This window comes from Mesorhizobium sp. M0037 (assembly GCF_040323635.1).
GTDB lineage: Bacteria > Pseudomonadota > Alphaproteobacteria > Rhizobiales > Rhizobiaceae > Mesorhizobium.
Map to the genome: position 1 here is coordinate 92,763 of NZ_JAMYVB010000011.1, position 14,653 is coordinate 107,415.

Genomic DNA, 14,653 nt, shown 5'->3' on the forward strand with positions numbered 1-14,653 from the left:
AGACTGCGAACATGAAGCTGACGCCAGCAGAACTGGACGTCTTTGCCACTGCGTGCGCGCGTGACGTCGCGCCGAGCCGTCTTGAACGGGAAGTGCGCGCCTTCGAGATTGTTCCCGACTACGAGGCGTTCGTGAAGGAGAAGTCCGCCGGGCAGGCTGACCCCGTGCTTGCCCTGTTTCGGGCGCTCCTTCATGAATTCAACGAAAAGGGACTTGCGTGCGATCTCGCCGAGAGGCTCTTCTTCGAAATCTCATGGTCGGGGGATCACCAGGAAAGGATAGCGGCATTGGCGCGATCGGTTCGAATGCCGGCCGCGACGCCAAACGCCCTCCAGGCGCTGCTGAAAAAGCGCAGCCATTTCATCACCGACCGAGGACTTTCAGAGCTGTTTACCAAGGTCCGCCCACGGGTGGCCATTGTGGTGGGAACATTCCTCAACGCCCAAGGTCAAGCTGTCTCGACAAGCGGGACCGCCTTTCTCGTGGGTCCCGACCTGATCTTGACGGCTCTACACACCTTCGACCCGCTGCTTTCATCAGGTCGGTCCGCCCAGGTGCCTCAATCGTTTAAGGTCGTTTTCGACTATTGGGCGGGTGATCCGATTCAGGGCACGGCCGACCTCGCCAATCTCCATGGCGTGCGCGTGGTTGGATTGCACCCAACCAACTGGTTGGTTGCACAAAGCTCGCCCGTTCCATGGGCGGGCACCGTGGCGGCGCTGAACGACGAAGAGCTCGCGCAGCTGGCAACCGATCTTGATTTCGGGCTTATCAGGCTGGACGAAGCTGTTGGAAACCTCCCCGTCAGCGGCGGCTTCAGGGCGCGACGTGGCTGGTTCGCCGTGGACATGCCTGCGCCGCCGGCCTACGCAGTCGAGAGCCAGGTCGTCATGCCGCAGCATCCGCAAGGCATGTCAATGCAGCACGCATTCGGCAGGATACTCGGCAACTGGGATCCCAACACCCGTGTGATCTACGAGTTGGAAACTGACGAGGGCTCTTCTGGCGCCCCCTGTCTCAACAGCCGGATGGAACTGATCGGCATCCACAGCGCTGCATACAGGCCTGCAGGGGTACTCAAGGGAAATCTGGCCGTCCGCATCGATGCAATCCATCCGAAAGTCCTCACACATCTTCCGATCAACTCCGTGCAGCGAGCGGCAAAATCGATCTGGCGCGTGACACGGCCCGGAAGTGCCTTGGTTCCGGTGCTGGGCAGGGATAAGCTTCAGACGTGGCTCGACAACGCGACAAGTCCATCGCCCCAGACAAGGAGCCGCAGCAACAGGGTTTATGTCGCCGATGCGCTACAGAAGGGTGCCGGAAAGTCGTTCACGGCGGACATCGTGAGGACCTTTCTGGCGGCCGATGGAACGCAGAATATTATCGTGTTGGGCGGCGACACCGAGCTCATTCCCGAAACTCTGGAGGACTTCGTGCTCGCGCTCGCAGCCGGATTCGGGATGTCGAAGGAAGACCTTGGCGCCTTCCCACCAAGGCCCAGCGTTGACTTGCCAAAAGACGCCAAGGACGGGGACAAGGTCGATCGCTGGGAATCCCAGGAGATGCCGGAGTGGTTTTCCAAGCGGCTCGCCGCGCACCGCACGACCACGGTCAACACGACCGAAGTCTTGAAACGAATTGTTCAGGACAACATCGCGCTCGGGCGTCCCAACACACAAGAGGATCTCGCCATCGCAAACGCGAATCCGCCGGTGATGGTGTCGTCCGTGAAATGGGCGAAAACTTGGATACTGTTGGACGACCTCGACCAGCGTCCGCTGTCATCTCAGGTCCGCAAGTTCACAGCCGGCCTTATCGGCGCCGACATTGATGAGGGTGCGGTGACGGACGTGCGCGCCGAGCTGCAGTGGTTATTCCTAGGAGCCGTTCCAGAGTTCCTGACCTCGCAAGACATGTCCGTCGAGACGTTTTCTCCGGCCGACGTGCAAGTCCAGCATATCTCGGCCACATTTCAGGCAGCTTTTGACGAGGCCGGCATCCTGCAGGATCCGCTCGCCCTTGCATCGGGCGTACTGCTGCTGGTGCCCGGCGTTCTGCAGGGCGAACACGCAAAGGGCAATCTTGACCACACGCCGTTGAGTGTTTGTCAGCAGATTCTGGCAAATCTCATTGCCGGCGCCTACCAGAGCAGCGGGCACAAGCTATGAAAAGCCTCTCCGCCGACTATCTGACCAATCTCCTCGCAAGGTCGGACATTCGCGACCAGTTGGAGAAAGCGGTCGGAAAGACTGCTCTGGAGACGATCGTTCGGTTCGACGCGGCGTGGACGGGCCCCAACCTACCATCGTTCGAGCCGGCACGACCAGGCTCGGACGTGTCGGAGTTCGGAGCGCAGAAAGGCGGTCCCGACTTGCCGGCGCTTGAGGCAGCGGGCCTGTCCACGCCTGCCGATGCCGCGACACCCCCGCTTGATATTTCTGGGGCGTTGCTGCGCGCGGCCATCAGCTACAATTACCACCTCGATGCACTAAACCCTGACGTCAGGACGCGAGCATGGCTGCTTCGCCAGTCGGTTCTTGTTTCTGCTTCGGGCGCCAAACACCTGCGTCTTTTGAATGCCGAGCGACAGCGATTGCTGAATTCGGTCGACGCGACACTCGCGCTGCCTAGCTTGCTTGGTGAGTACGAGGCCGACGACCGCGCCATGCTGTCGACCCCGAACGCCGAGCTCGAGAAACTCGCCGACACGTATCTGCGCGAATTCCTCCGCGGACGCAGCGTCTCGGATGCGCTCTTGGCCAATCACCGCCGTGCGATCACGGCCGCCCGCGAAGAACTCGAGGGCGTCATGAACATCTCGCCCTCCGTCCCCTCGCTGGCGGAATGCCGGCGACGTGCCGGCCTGGCGGAAATCCTGATCCCGCTCGGCATTCTGATCGGAGTAGATCCGGCCAAGGCGCCAAAGAGCGTGGGAGACCGGTTCGTCGGGCGGGCCGAGGAACTGCTCATTTTGCGCAGCGTTGTCGATGAGCTGGCTTCGCACTCCGTCCTGGAATCGGCCAGCCGCGGCTTTCATCGCGTAATCCGCAGCAAGCCGAGGCTGCTTTCTCTTGTCGCGCGCGGCGGCCTAGGCAAGACGGCGCTGGTGGCGAAGTTCCTCTACGATCATGCGACGCTTTCCCGGCAGCAATTTCCGTTCGCGTATCTCGACTTCGACCGCTCGGATGTCCAGCCTCGCGGCCCCGGCTTGATGCTGCTGGAAATCTGCCGTCAACTGTCCTTCCAGTATCCGAACGCTGAGCAGCCTCTCCATCAATTGAGCGAACAAATGCGGCAGTCGCTCATGGGCCGGGCGACCGGCGACCTCAGGCAATGGTGCAAGACGTTTCGCAGCATCATCAGAACTGCGCTCAGGTTGAATGGCGCCGCGACGTTCCTGCTGGTGCTCGACACGCTGGAGATAGTGGAGTCCGACCTGGCAGCGACGGAGGGCGTCGTCATCTTGCTGCGTACCCTGGGCGCCGATTCCGAGGATCCATTTCTCGAATTCTGCGTTGTTGCCGCGGGAAGGTCTGGTGTCGACCAGCTTTCGGTCGGCGATGCGTTTGAGGTCACCCCGCTGAAGCTACAACCGCTCTCAGTAGACGACGCGCGGGGCATGGTCGAGCAGTTGGGCAAAGACCTGCTCCCCAATGAATGGGTTGAAAGCTGGTCGCGGCGGATTGCGGGGCGCAAGAAGGACCCCGACAGCCGCCGGGAGCCGCTCAGCCTGCGAGTAGCGGTCGAGATGGTGCGCGACACGAAGCCCGACATGCGAGCGACCGTCGTCGACGACATCGTCCGGCTGGGCGAAAGCGCCGACGACAAGTTCGTCGCCGCACTCTATGAGCGGCGCATCCTGGACCATGTCCGCGACGAACGCGCCCGCAAGCTTGCATGGCCCGGGCTGGTTGCGCGCAACGTCACGCGCCACATGGCGCGGGAGGTGCTGGCGCCGGTCTGCGGACTTGATGCGTCGGAAGCTGAGGTGGCTTTTGATCTCTTGTCCCGGGAGACATGGCTCGTCGAAGGACAGCCCGGCGGTGACAGCATTCGTCACCGCAGGGAACTCAGGGCGCGCACGCTCCCGCTGATGCGCCGCCGCGATCCGGAGAGGTTCAACCGGGTAGTCGAGGCGCTGATTGTTTACTACGCCGACCGGGACCCCGTCGAGCACGTATACTATGTCCTGCTGCGGGGCGACAAAGAGGAAATCTACTCGGATCGGAGCCTTCACGGTTACCTCCCCGAGTTCGTGGTCGACATCCAGGATTTCGAAACCGGTTCTCCAGCCTGGAATCTGATTCAAGCGAAGTTTGGCAAACGATCACTCGAATTCGACCATATGAGTCAGCTCCCGGATGATCTCTTGTGGGAGCATCTCGGTCGCACCGGCAGCGGTCTGCGCGGCATAAACGACCGCAGGATCGAGCCGCGTGTACAGCTTCTGGCCGAGCGCGACAGGCCGGCCTCGTCCGACGATGTTGGACAGCAGAGTGCTTGGCAGGCAATCCAGATCAAATGCGGCTTCTGGTCGCGCCTCGACCCGGCCGCTCTGGTGATCCCCTCGGCCCAGTTCGATCTCACCCAATTCGCATTCTACGTAGCCCAGCTCTCGCTTGCCGGCGAACGCCCGCCAGCGTATTGGACCCAACGCTATCCTGCGTTGATCGATTCGCTGTACAGCAGCCGCGGCAACGACAACTGGCATGCGCTGACGCAGTCGTTGATCACCGCAGGACTCTACGACCCCACGCTTTTCGCCCACATCGAATGGCGCCTCGGCGATTCGCTCGCCGGCGCTTCCGGCCAGGGCCGTATGCGGGAATGCTCGCTACGATTCCTGCTGCAGGTCGGTTTCGAAACCCAAGGCACTGCACTGACGATCTGGGCAAAGGCGGAAAAGGATCGCATACTGGGCGGAATCTCATTTGCCGAATATGCCATTCTCGTCCACTGGGCGGGCGGCAGCGGTTCGCGCGGACGCGGAGCCTCCGACAAATTCCGCGCTCTTGCAACCGAGCATAGAGACGCTATCGAGCGCGGCTCGATGGCGGAGGTTCCAAGGCAGATACTCAAGGAGCGCGACGTCATCGCTGAGGCGACAACCCTTTTGAGCGCGATCGCGACCTGGGGTGACCGCAGCCGAATTCAGCGTTTCGCGCGACAGTACTGTTCCGTCAGGCAGCCTGAGTGGATCGTGCCGTTCGCCTATTTGCTCAACGCCTGCTTGCCCCAAACTTGGCAACAGGTGGTAGGGCAGGAGGTTTCATCAGATCGATACGACCCCGGGCGCCAGGGGTTCTTCGGCCAGATCACGTCGACGCTACGGCGCTCCCGGATACCTGCGGACCTGATCGAATACTTGATGCTTGCTGATCGTGCGGGCGACTTTGATTCTGTAGTTCGGCGCCTGTGCGAGTTGATCGATGCCAATCGAAATGTTGACATCCAGAGTTTGGACAAGATCCGACGGCAGGCACGCACGAAAATGGTAAATGTCGAGATGGTCGTTCCCGGGCATACTCGCAACGGGTGACAATGGCCAGATGCCCGAACAAATGTGGCGTTCGCGGTCTCAAGAACCGGCTGCGCATGATCCCGCCTCCGTCCATCGGCCCGGGCCGGCTCGGGCGCTTCCTGTGCCGACCAGGCGTTCCACTGGCGTTACGCTGTCAGCCCGAGAAGCGCCTGCGTTTCAGGGATGACATCTACACTTCTACGCAAGCGCCTGGGACAGGTCGTCGTGTTCGAACGCCGACGCCATGCGGTTGACTTCGGCCTTGCCGATGCCGGTTTCAGCAGCGACGCCGCGCCAGTTCTCGACGGCTTCACCTCGCCAAGCGGCTGATGAGCCAGACCTTCGCGATTTTCGAGATCTTCGCCATTGCCGGCGTGCTCTACCTCGTGATCAATCTGCTGCTGATCGCGATCATCCGCGCCATAGAGCGCTCTCTCATGCGCCACGAGACCTCCTCTGGCCGAGATCTGGCGGCGGCGCAACCAAATCGATCGACCGTGGGTTCGTGACGCCCCTGCTAAGATAGAGCGATCCGAAGGCAAACTTGTCCGCTCAAGCACAAACTCGAACTGAATTTCGCTGTCGGGGACGTCCGCTTTCAGGCGGCGGCTACGAGGCCCTGGACGGCCGAGACGGGGGCGCAAAGCAGTGGTTGGCGAAGTAAAAAGATCGAGAACTGTTCCTGTCGCCATCACGCCACCGCCAGTGCCGGCCGATTGCCCCAATTGGAACGGGCCCTGTATTCGGCCGTACGCTGCTCAGACTTGAATTACTCGTCCGGCTTCTGCAGAACGGGCGACGAGGCTTTGGTGGTTTCTTTAAATTTCCGGTGACGCGAAACGACTTCGTCGCACGACAGTGGCTTTTCATCGAACATACGGCGGCATGCCACGGTAGTCGGAGCGCAGGTCCGCAGTCGCATTTCGGACGGCAAGAGGGCAACCTTATCCACCAAGGGCACCACTTGCGTTGTTGGCGATGGCGACGAGCGTCGGCCGCATCCATGCAGGTGCCCGAGTGGCGCCAGCGACAAGTGCTTTCTTGTCGCTCACCGATAGCTGGCGCGCGGCCACCTGGGCAACGTCGTGCGCAAGCATTGGATCCAGGTGACGCAGAGCGTGCACGACGGTGCCAGCGGCGCTGCCCGGGGCGATCAGATGCTTCGGGGAGGCGTGACGCAGATCCACAACAACGCGACGAGAAGGCCATCGGCCAGGTAAGTGCTCCTGGCCGGAACTTGGGTGCAGAGGCCAAGCACGCTCGCAGCGCGAGCGCCCGCGATCTGCACCCGCGAGCCGATCTCGCGAGCGAGGGCCTGGGCGACGTTGTCAGGAGAGGGCGAGAGCGAGGCCAACCCAGGCGCGTTATTCCAAACGAGCAGGGACAACTTGCGGGGGTATTGCCGACTTCGACGTTGGATATTGCGGCGTGGGTCCATTTTGCATGTTGCCAACTGAATCACTGAGTGCCCGAGTTGCACGCGGCCAGTGGAATGAGCAAGCGGCAGCGGGTTTATGAATAGGTGGGGGCCGGTATTTTGCCAATGCTCAAATCGATTATAGTTGTGAAGAGCAGTTTCGGCCGTTTACTTGCCGCACAAGTCCCCATAAAAGGAGACAGCATCGATTCGATGTTATCCCTTGTCTTTCGCGTACTCGCGGTCCGTGGCGCCGAGTGGACGATTGAGGACCGCCAGCCCGCTCACTAGCAGGTCTGCACTGGCGGCTTGGGGCCCGTTGGTAAGCCACAGGAGTAGGACAATGTCGAAGGATTCGGGCAAGGGCGAAAATCACGGCGGCGGCCCCGGGAAGATCGAGATCACGGTGGTGGTGAACGGCCAGCCCACACAGGTCGAAGCCAATCCCAACCAGCCGCTTCACGTCGTCCGCACCAAAGCGCTTAAAAATACGCAGAACGTCGCCCAACCGGCCGAGAATTGGGAATTCAAGGACGAGGCCGGCACCTTGCTCGACGTCGACAAAAAAGTTGGCGATTTCGGTTTCGCGACCACTGTGACCCTGTTCCTCAGCCTGAAGGCGGGCGTCGCAGGTGCCTGAACTCCAAACTGTGGACCCGGAGGTGTCCCGAGCGAAGTTCGGTCGGCAGATCGGCTGGTTCCAAACACAAGCAGGTATTTACCGGGCTCAGGGTTGTTTCCTGATCGAGGCGAGCTTCCCGACGGCCTTCTTCATCTTCGTACCGCCGAAGATAAAGCCACAGATCATCGGTGCAGCTGTCGAGATCGACTTCTCCAATTACGACCTCCGACCTCCGTCGGTGGTCTTCGTAGACCCCTTTATACGCCGGCCGATTGCCCGGAAGGATTTGCTGCTCAGGATGCTGAGACGACCGCATCTACCCGGAACCCCACCGGATATGATTTTGGTCCTCATGCAGCAGAACGCTCTGTCGCTGTCGGACTTCATCCAGGCCAACAGTGCGGAACACACGCCATTCCTGTGCATGTCAGGCGTCCGGGAATACCACGACAATCCAGCCCATTCAGGTGATTCATGGCTTCTCCACCGGGGTTCTGGCGAAGGCTGTTTGGCCTTCATCCTGGACAAGATCATCAAGTACGGGACCGGTCCCGTGGAGCAGCTTCAGTATCAGTTCCAAATCTCAGTGGGAGCCATGATAGCACCCCTACCCGCCATTCCAGAATGACCGAGCTCAAGGATGTCGGGACAGTCGCTCTTCCCCGAGACTGTCTTTCAAGTGTCCAGGCGCACCTGCGCTCAGTTGGGCGACAGGGCCATGAGGGGATGGCGCTCTGGGTCGGCGTTCAGCAGGACCAGCACTTTGGCGTAACAGAGACCGTTATACCGGCACAGCGTCACATTCGGACGGGCGACGGCGTTTGCGTGATAGTTCCGGCCGAAGAACTACACCGGCTCAATGTCTGGCTCTACAAGAGCAGCCTTAAACTCTTCGCCCAGATCCATAGCCATCCGGGCCGAGCCTACCATTCGACGACCGACGACGCCTACGCGGTCGCTACGACGGTTGGGTGTCTGTCGCTGGTGGTGCCCAATTTCGCCCGCGAGCCTTTCGATCTTGCTCGGGTCGCCGCCTATCGACTTGACGCGAAGGCGAACTGGAATGAGGTCCCATCCGCGGCACTCAGGCGGATGATCACGATAACGGGTTGAACGATGGCACTCGCTAACTTCATCGACCGCGCCGCCACGGCAGCTTCTCAGGTGCTGGCCGACTTTCATCTATGCGACTTCAAAGCAGCCCTCGAAAAGCAGGTCGTGGCTGTGGCCTTCGACAGCCAAGCCGCTTCGTGTGCCGAGGGCCAGGCGACGCTTGACCTTACGCTTAGGTTGCTTGCCAGACTTTATCCGGTTCTGGCCATACTCCCCCTGGACATGGCCGCGAGCTCTCAAGCCCAAGCGCTCGAGCGCTTGGCAAAGTCGATCAATCCAAAAATCAGCATCCGGCGTTCCGGCAAGTATGCGACGGTCTGTGTAGCTGCAGGCGCGGTGCACCCATCACTTCGGTGCCCAACGTTTTTCATGGGATCGCAGGGTTGGGCGGCAAAGCTGTCGCGTACGGACCCGGTGGGCTCTGGCTCGAGCTTGCTGCCCTATGGAGCCGGCGCCGCAAGCTGCTTTGCCGCCGCCAACGTCTTTCGAACCGTCTTTGCTTCCCAGTTGACCGGCGCCGAGCTGGACGAGAACATCGACCTCTCTTTATGCACCTACAACAAGAGCAACGCCGGCGATTCCAGCCCCTTAAATTTCCCTGTCGACCTTGGCGAAACGCACCTCGTTGGGCTCGGCGCGATAGGCCATGGCTCGCTCTGGGCGCTGGCGAGGCAATCCGGTCTGTCGGGGCGCCTGCATGTAGTTGATCACGAAGCTATCGAACTCTCAAACCTGCAGCGCTACGTGTTGGCAGGTCAGGCGGAGGTCGGCCTCTCTAAGGCGGCCCTAGCAACCCAAGCCCTTCGGTCCACCGCCCTTGAAGTGGAGGCGCACCCTATGAAGTGGGCAGAATATGTTGCGCGCCGGGGCGATTGGGTATTCGACCGAGTGGGTGTGGCGCTTGACACCGCCGCCGACCGTCTAGCTGTCCAAGGTGCTCTGCCCCGATGGATCGCGAACGCCTGGACTCAGGAGCAAGATCTAGGCATCTCGCGGCATGGTTTCGATGACGGCCAGGCTTGCCTTTGCTGCATGTACATGCCGACCGGGAAATCCAAGGACGAACACCAACTGGTCGCGGAGGAACTCGGAATGCCGGAAGCACACGAGGAGGTAAAAACGCTCCTGCAGACCAATACCGGAGTCCCCAATGAGTTCGTAGCTCGGGTGGCTACGGCGATGGCTGTGCCGTTTGAGCCGCTCGCCGCGTTTGTTGGCCAGCCCCTCCGGTCCTTTTATCAGCAGGTTATCTGCGGCGGCCTGGTGTTCCAGCTTAGCGATGGAAGTCGTCTCCTTCGAACCGTGGTTCCGATGGCCTTTCAATCAGCGCTTGCCGGCATCATGCTTGCCGCAGACCTGGTCAAGCATAGTGCGGGTTTTCCGATGAGTCCGACGACCAGCACTCGCGTGAATCTACTGCGCCCCCTTGGTTCTTACCTCCATGATCCGAAAGCCAAAGATTCCAGCGGCCGCTGCATCTGCAGCGATGAGGATTTCATTGCCGCCTACAGGCTGAAATACGGCTGTGCCGTTGAACAGCTGAGCAACGGATCCGCCTAGGTGTTTAGTCCCAAGGTTTGATGGGTTGGATCGAGCCTGAATCGCTCGGGCTCTTTTGTCCAGATTTTGCAGATGTATTCAAAGGGCGTGAGGCCCTTGAGGGTCTTCAGTCGACGGCCGAAATTATAGGCTAAGACGAAATCGGCGAGATGCTGGCGCAGTTGGTCATGGCTCTCGTAGTAGAAGCGTTTGACGGTCGCATCCTTGATCGTGCGGTTCATGCGTTCGACCTGGCCGTTGGTCCATGGGTGCCTTGGCTTTGTCGTTCGGTGGTCGATATCGGCCTTGGCGCAAGTATGTTCGAAGGCGTGCGCCCATATGATTTCTCCCGCCGCCATGGCTTGCTTGATCAGCGGAACGGCCGAGCCGCCGGCACCTGGGGTCGTGAACTGAATGCCGTTGTCGGTAAGCACTGTGTGGATCTTGTAAGGGACAGCATCAAGAAGATGGCGCAGGAAATCGGCGGAGACCGCTGTCGTTGCCTTCTCGTGCAGCTCGACGAAAGCGAACTTCGAGGTCCGATCTATGGCCACGAACATATGCAGCTTGCCCTGCTCGGTTCGGACCTCGGCGACGTCGATATGGAAGTAGCCGATTGGATAGGCCTTGAACTTCTTCCTTGCCGGCTTGTCGCCCTCGACATCCGGCAACCTGCCTATCCCGTGACGCTGCAGGCAGCGATGCAAGGATGACCGCGACAGATGCGGGATCGTCGGTTGGAGAGCATAGAGGCAATCGTCCAGTGGCAGCAGCGTATAACGCCGAAAGGCGACGATGACCGCCTCTTCCTCAGTCGATAGCACACGACTTCGGATCTCTGGGGCCAGTCGGAAGATCGGCGGCCGACGTCCGGTTCCTCCACTTCCTAACCGTCTTCTGATTGATGCCGTAGCGCTTCGCCAGCGCCCTCAGACTCTCTTGACTATGCTGTATCGCTCGACGGATCGCCTCTGTCGTCGTGGCGCTCCCATGAAGAACCTGGCCCCATAGCGCATCCTTTGATTCGGACGAAAAGTATGCGCCATCAAAGCCTGGGATCAAACATCTAAGAAAGATCTGAGGTCTTCGTTACCGCGGACGGCGCGCTGTCAAGCGCTCACCGATGTTTTCGACCACGATCGAGTGCCTGATGAGAGTGCGGGGCGGATACTATGACACGCTCGGCCCGCTGCTTGCCAATGTCAGGCCCAGAACCCACGACAGAGATCCTTGAGCGACGGCTCGTCGTTTAAGGTTTTTGTACTGTTATCTACGTTCGACCATATTCGTCGTCGAAGCGAACGATATCATCTTCGGCGAGATAATCGCCGCTCTGCACTTCAATGATCACCAGGTCAATTCTGCCTGGGTTCTCGAGCCGATGCTTATGGCCGCAGGGGATGTAAGTAGATTCGTTTGTCCCTAGGAACAACTCCTGCTCGCCATTGACGATCTTGGCGGAGCCGCTGACCACGACCCAGTGCTCCGAACGATGATAGTGCATCTGCAGGCTCAACTGGCGACCGGGCTTCACCTCGATGCGTTTGATCTTGAAGCGCTCGCCTTCCTCCAGAACCGTAAAGGTACCCCAGGGCCGGTGTACCGTGCTATGGACCAGATGGGCTTCATGTCCCGAAGCCTTGAGGCTCTCGAAGAGCTTCTTAACGTCCTGAACGCGGTCGCGGGATGTGACAAGCAAAGCGTCCGGGGAATCAACGATCACCAGATCGCTTACGCCCACCGTGCCGATGACGCGCTTGTCGGAGCTCACATAGGTGCCGGTCGTGTCGACCATGTGCACATCGCCGCGTATCCTGTTCCCGCTTTCGTCGGGGGCGATTAAATCGGCCATTGCGTTCCAAGATCCGATGTCGTTCCAATCCATGTGGCAGGGAATCACGGCAAGTCTGTTAGTCTTCTCCATGACAGCGTGGTCGAGCGAGATTCGCGGCGCGGAACCGAAATGCTCAGGCGCGAGTTCGATTTTGGCAAAGCCTTGGCATTGACTGGCGCGGGCGTTCTGGTAGCTGTCGGCGACGGCTTGGAGCACCTCGGGACAATGCAAAACCATCTCGTCGAGCATGGTTTGCGCACTGAAGCAGAAGATACCGGCGTTCCAGAAGAAGCGTTGAGACGCGACATAGGCTTTGGCTGTATCCAGATCCGGTTTTTCAACGAAACGGACGACGTTCTCACCATCTGCTTCGATGTAGCCGAATGCGGTGTCCGGTCTGGTTGGGGTGATGCCCAATGTGGCGATCCGCCCGAGCTTCGCATGTTCCATGGCCAGGCCCATCACGTCTAAAAACGCAGGCAGGTTGCTAATCAGGTGATCGGCCGGAAAGACGCACAGGATCGCGTCAGGGCCTTGCGTTGCCCTCGCATGGATCGCGGCTGCAGCCACGGCGGCGGCCGTATCCCGAGCTTCGGGCTCGAGCAGAAAGGTGCGTGGCAGGACCACGGAATCCAGTTCGTCAAATTCGTCCTTGGTCAGGAAGAGGTGGTCCCCGGATGTCACAGCGACGAGTTCCACGACACCTTCTATCGAAGCGGCGCGCAGCACAGTGTGCTGAATGAGAGAATATCCATCCGCCACTTTGAGGAAAGGTTTGGGGTGCGATTGCCTTGAGGCGGGCCATAGCCGCGATCCGGCTCCGCCGCTGATGATCACGGGAATGACTTTCATAACCAACCTCAATTTCGTCTCTGGAGTGATCGCCCGCGTTCTTTCGAGCGTCAGCGTCACGATCGCCGTCGCTCTGGCTTGTCTGCGGCCCCCGCGTAACAGCGAAGTTCTGGCACGTTGCAGGCGGCGTCAGATGACGACGGTATCGGTAATGTACGACGCCTCCACTGGCGTCGGTGAGAAATGCGCATTCAACTATGCCTGTTGGTTGCGTCTGCCGAATTGCGCAGGTGGCGGGTCTTAACTGAGATCAGAGACTTGGCTGCCTTCTATCAAAATCAAACGACTTGGCTCTTTCAGATCGAATTCAATTACCCGTGGTGCGAAAAGGCGTGCATATCGTGTAAAGGCGCTCGTCGGGGGAAACCGAATTACGGTATCGCAGCGCCCGAGAAGATACATCTCAACGAGGGCGGAAATTCCGCCGTCAATCCCGAGTGCTGCAGTGTGTAAAGGGCCACCTTGATTGGATCCGAAGTGCTTCGGGACAGTGAGCAGATCGGGAAACCTGGCCGACAGAAGATCCAGTATCCGCGCGCTGTCGGTGCATAAGAACAGCCGCACAGGCCTGGGGTGCGGTAACGCCTTAGCCTTGTCAATTGCAGCGCACACTTGCCGAACGGCGAGCTCCGGATCGGCCCAGTAGGGCGCATGCTCCATGATGTCTTCACCGTTACCGTGCCGAACATGAATCCCGATGATGCTGTGCCCCTCAAAACATTCCTGATAAATGGCATCTATGCGGGCTTGAATTTCTGGCCGAGGCTGGACACTCTGGAACACCTGCCGCTCTGCATCCTCATCGCACCGCCACATCAGACAAGCGTCACACACTACTGTGTTCGCTTCGACATCGTGTTCGGCCTGAAAGAGCTCGCCCAACTCATCGCGCTCTTGGAAAATCTGCTCATCTGGCCGGTAAAGGCACTCGATCGCCGGCCTGTTCCACCACTCCGGGAAGAATGGACCAGGGAAGGAAACGTCGTTGATCCGGTCGTCGGAAATAGCCGGCACGCCAGCGATGTCATTGATCGGCTGGAAGAACACCGGAAACGCATTTGTGAAGGGTTGGTCGAGGTAGCAGGCCCCCCGCCAGTCGATGACTAGAGTTCGTCCCGACCGCTGCGCGTAGCGCCAAGCGGCCGCCAATGACCACAGACAATCACCGAACCCCGTACGCCTCCGAGAGACGACGAACCGGCACTTTTCCAATCCACTAACATGCATTTTCGGAAATCTCGTTCAGAGAGGAGGTTGCCCGGTTTGGTATCCTTAGTCGACACGTAGACCCTGACGCGGGGCGCTTGGCAGAGGCCGGGCCATAGGGCAGAAGAGCTCACTCAGCACTGCCCACTAATCCCGTGACGCTCGCACAGCTTGAAGCCGATGCCCTCGCTTCCGGTTCAGCCTTCTCTACTGGGCCTCCGCGGCATATGTAAAATCTATTGAGTGGATGCCGGCCATCCATGTGTTGGATGCCATGATGAAGGGCTCGGCTGACGCGGGCCCGGCCAATAGAGCCGAAACAGCCGGGAAACGCTGCGACACTGCCTGCCGAAGCAAATCATTCCGTCGACGCCGTACGCCAAGGTGCAAGGCTGCATACAGCAACCGGTACCGGGCGAGATGAGGTCGACGGCTCGACGCGCCTGGAGCCAGCTGATCGACAGAATCTGCAGTCGGCTCCCAAAGTTCTGCACGACCTGTGCCGGATGCTGTGGTGAGGGCTCGGGGCCACGAACTTTGTCCTCG

General features: G+C 59.9%; 9 protein-coding genes and 2 pseudogenes. 7 read left to right on the top strand and 4 right to left on the bottom strand.

Features of this window, described 5'->3' with window-relative positions; genetic code table 11:
* The first annotated feature begins 11 nt into the window (after positions 1–11).
* The 3 genes from NKJ78_RS17990 to NKJ78_RS18000 all read left to right on the top strand — a co-directional run bounded on the left by NKJ78_RS17990 (position 12) and on the right by NKJ78_RS18000 (position 6,033).
* The gene (locus tag NKJ78_RS17990; protein WP_352562554.1) at positions 12–2,171 is read left to right on the top strand and encodes a trypsin-like serine peptidase; all 2,160 of its coding nucleotides are present in this window, start codon (positions 12–14) and stop codon (positions 2,169–2,171) included.
* The gene (locus NKJ78_RS17995; protein ID WP_352562555.1) at positions 2,168–5,542 is read left to right on the top strand and encodes a P-loop domain-containing protein; all 3,375 of its coding nucleotides are present in this window, start codon (positions 2,168–2,170) and stop codon (positions 5,540–5,542) included. The genes NKJ78_RS17990 and NKJ78_RS17995 overlap by 4 nt, the downstream gene beginning before the upstream one ends.
* Positions 5,543–5,853: 311 nt before the next feature.
* Positions 5,854–6,033 (top strand): hypothetical protein, encoded by a 180-nt coding sequence (locus NKJ78_RS18000; RefSeq protein WP_023807860.1) that lies wholly within the window; start codon positions 5,854–5,856, stop codon positions 6,031–6,033.
* A 435-nt stretch (positions 6,034–6,468) separates the two neighbouring features.
* On the opposite strand, the pseudogene NKJ78_RS18005 reads toward NKJ78_RS18000, so the two are convergent.
* Positions 6,469–7,040 (bottom strand): annotated as a pseudogene (locus tag NKJ78_RS18005) (DUF6088 family protein).
* A 244-nt stretch (positions 7,041–7,284) separates the two neighbouring features.
* On the opposite strand from NKJ78_RS18005, the gene NKJ78_RS18010 reads away from it, so the two are divergent.
* From NKJ78_RS18010 to NKJ78_RS18025, 4 genes are all read left to right on the top strand, one after another.
* Positions 7,285–7,581: a DUF2604 domain-containing protein gene (locus NKJ78_RS18010; protein WP_352562556.1), complete on the top strand. Its 297-nt coding sequence runs from the start codon at positions 7,285–7,287 to the stop codon at positions 7,579–7,581.
* On the top strand, positions 7,574–8,191 hold the full coding sequence (locus NKJ78_RS18015; RefSeq protein ID WP_023746214.1) for a putative metal-binding protein: 618 nt from the start codon (positions 7,574–7,576) through the stop codon (positions 8,189–8,191). Before NKJ78_RS18010 ends, NKJ78_RS18015 begins: the two co-directional genes overlap by 8 nt.
* 98 nt (positions 8,192–8,289) lie before the next feature.
* Positions 8,290–8,676: a hypothetical protein gene (locus NKJ78_RS18020; RefSeq protein WP_245261414.1), complete on the top strand. Its 387-nt coding sequence runs from the start codon at positions 8,290–8,292 to the stop codon at positions 8,674–8,676.
* 3 nt (positions 8,677–8,679) lie between these two features.
* On the top strand, positions 8,680–10,236 hold the full coding sequence (locus tag NKJ78_RS18025; protein ID WP_352562557.1) for an E2 ligase fold family C protein: 1,557 nt from the start codon (positions 8,680–8,682) through the stop codon (positions 10,234–10,236).
* Here NKJ78_RS18025 and NKJ78_RS18030 read toward each other — a convergent pair.
* The 3 genes and pseudogenes from NKJ78_RS18030 to NKJ78_RS18040 form a co-directional block, all read right to left on the bottom strand.
* Positions 10,233–11,274 (bottom strand): annotated as a pseudogene (locus NKJ78_RS18030) (IS481 family transposase). The gene NKJ78_RS18025 and the pseudogene NKJ78_RS18030 sit on opposite strands and share 4 nt — an antisense overlap.
* Positions 11,275–11,485: 211 nt before the next feature.
* The gene (locus tag NKJ78_RS18035; RefSeq protein ID WP_023808367.1) at positions 11,486–12,901 is read right to left on the bottom strand and encodes a mannose-1-phosphate guanylyltransferase/mannose-6-phosphate isomerase; all 1,416 of its coding nucleotides are present in this window, start codon (positions 12,899–12,901) and stop codon (positions 11,486–11,488) included.
* Between the two features lie 240 nt (positions 12,902–13,141).
* A complete protein-coding gene (locus NKJ78_RS18040) occupies positions 13,142–14,128 on the bottom strand; it encodes a nodulation protein NodZ (protein ID WP_352562558.1) in 987 nt (328 codons plus the stop codon).
* Positions 14,129–14,653: the final 525 nt, after the last annotated feature.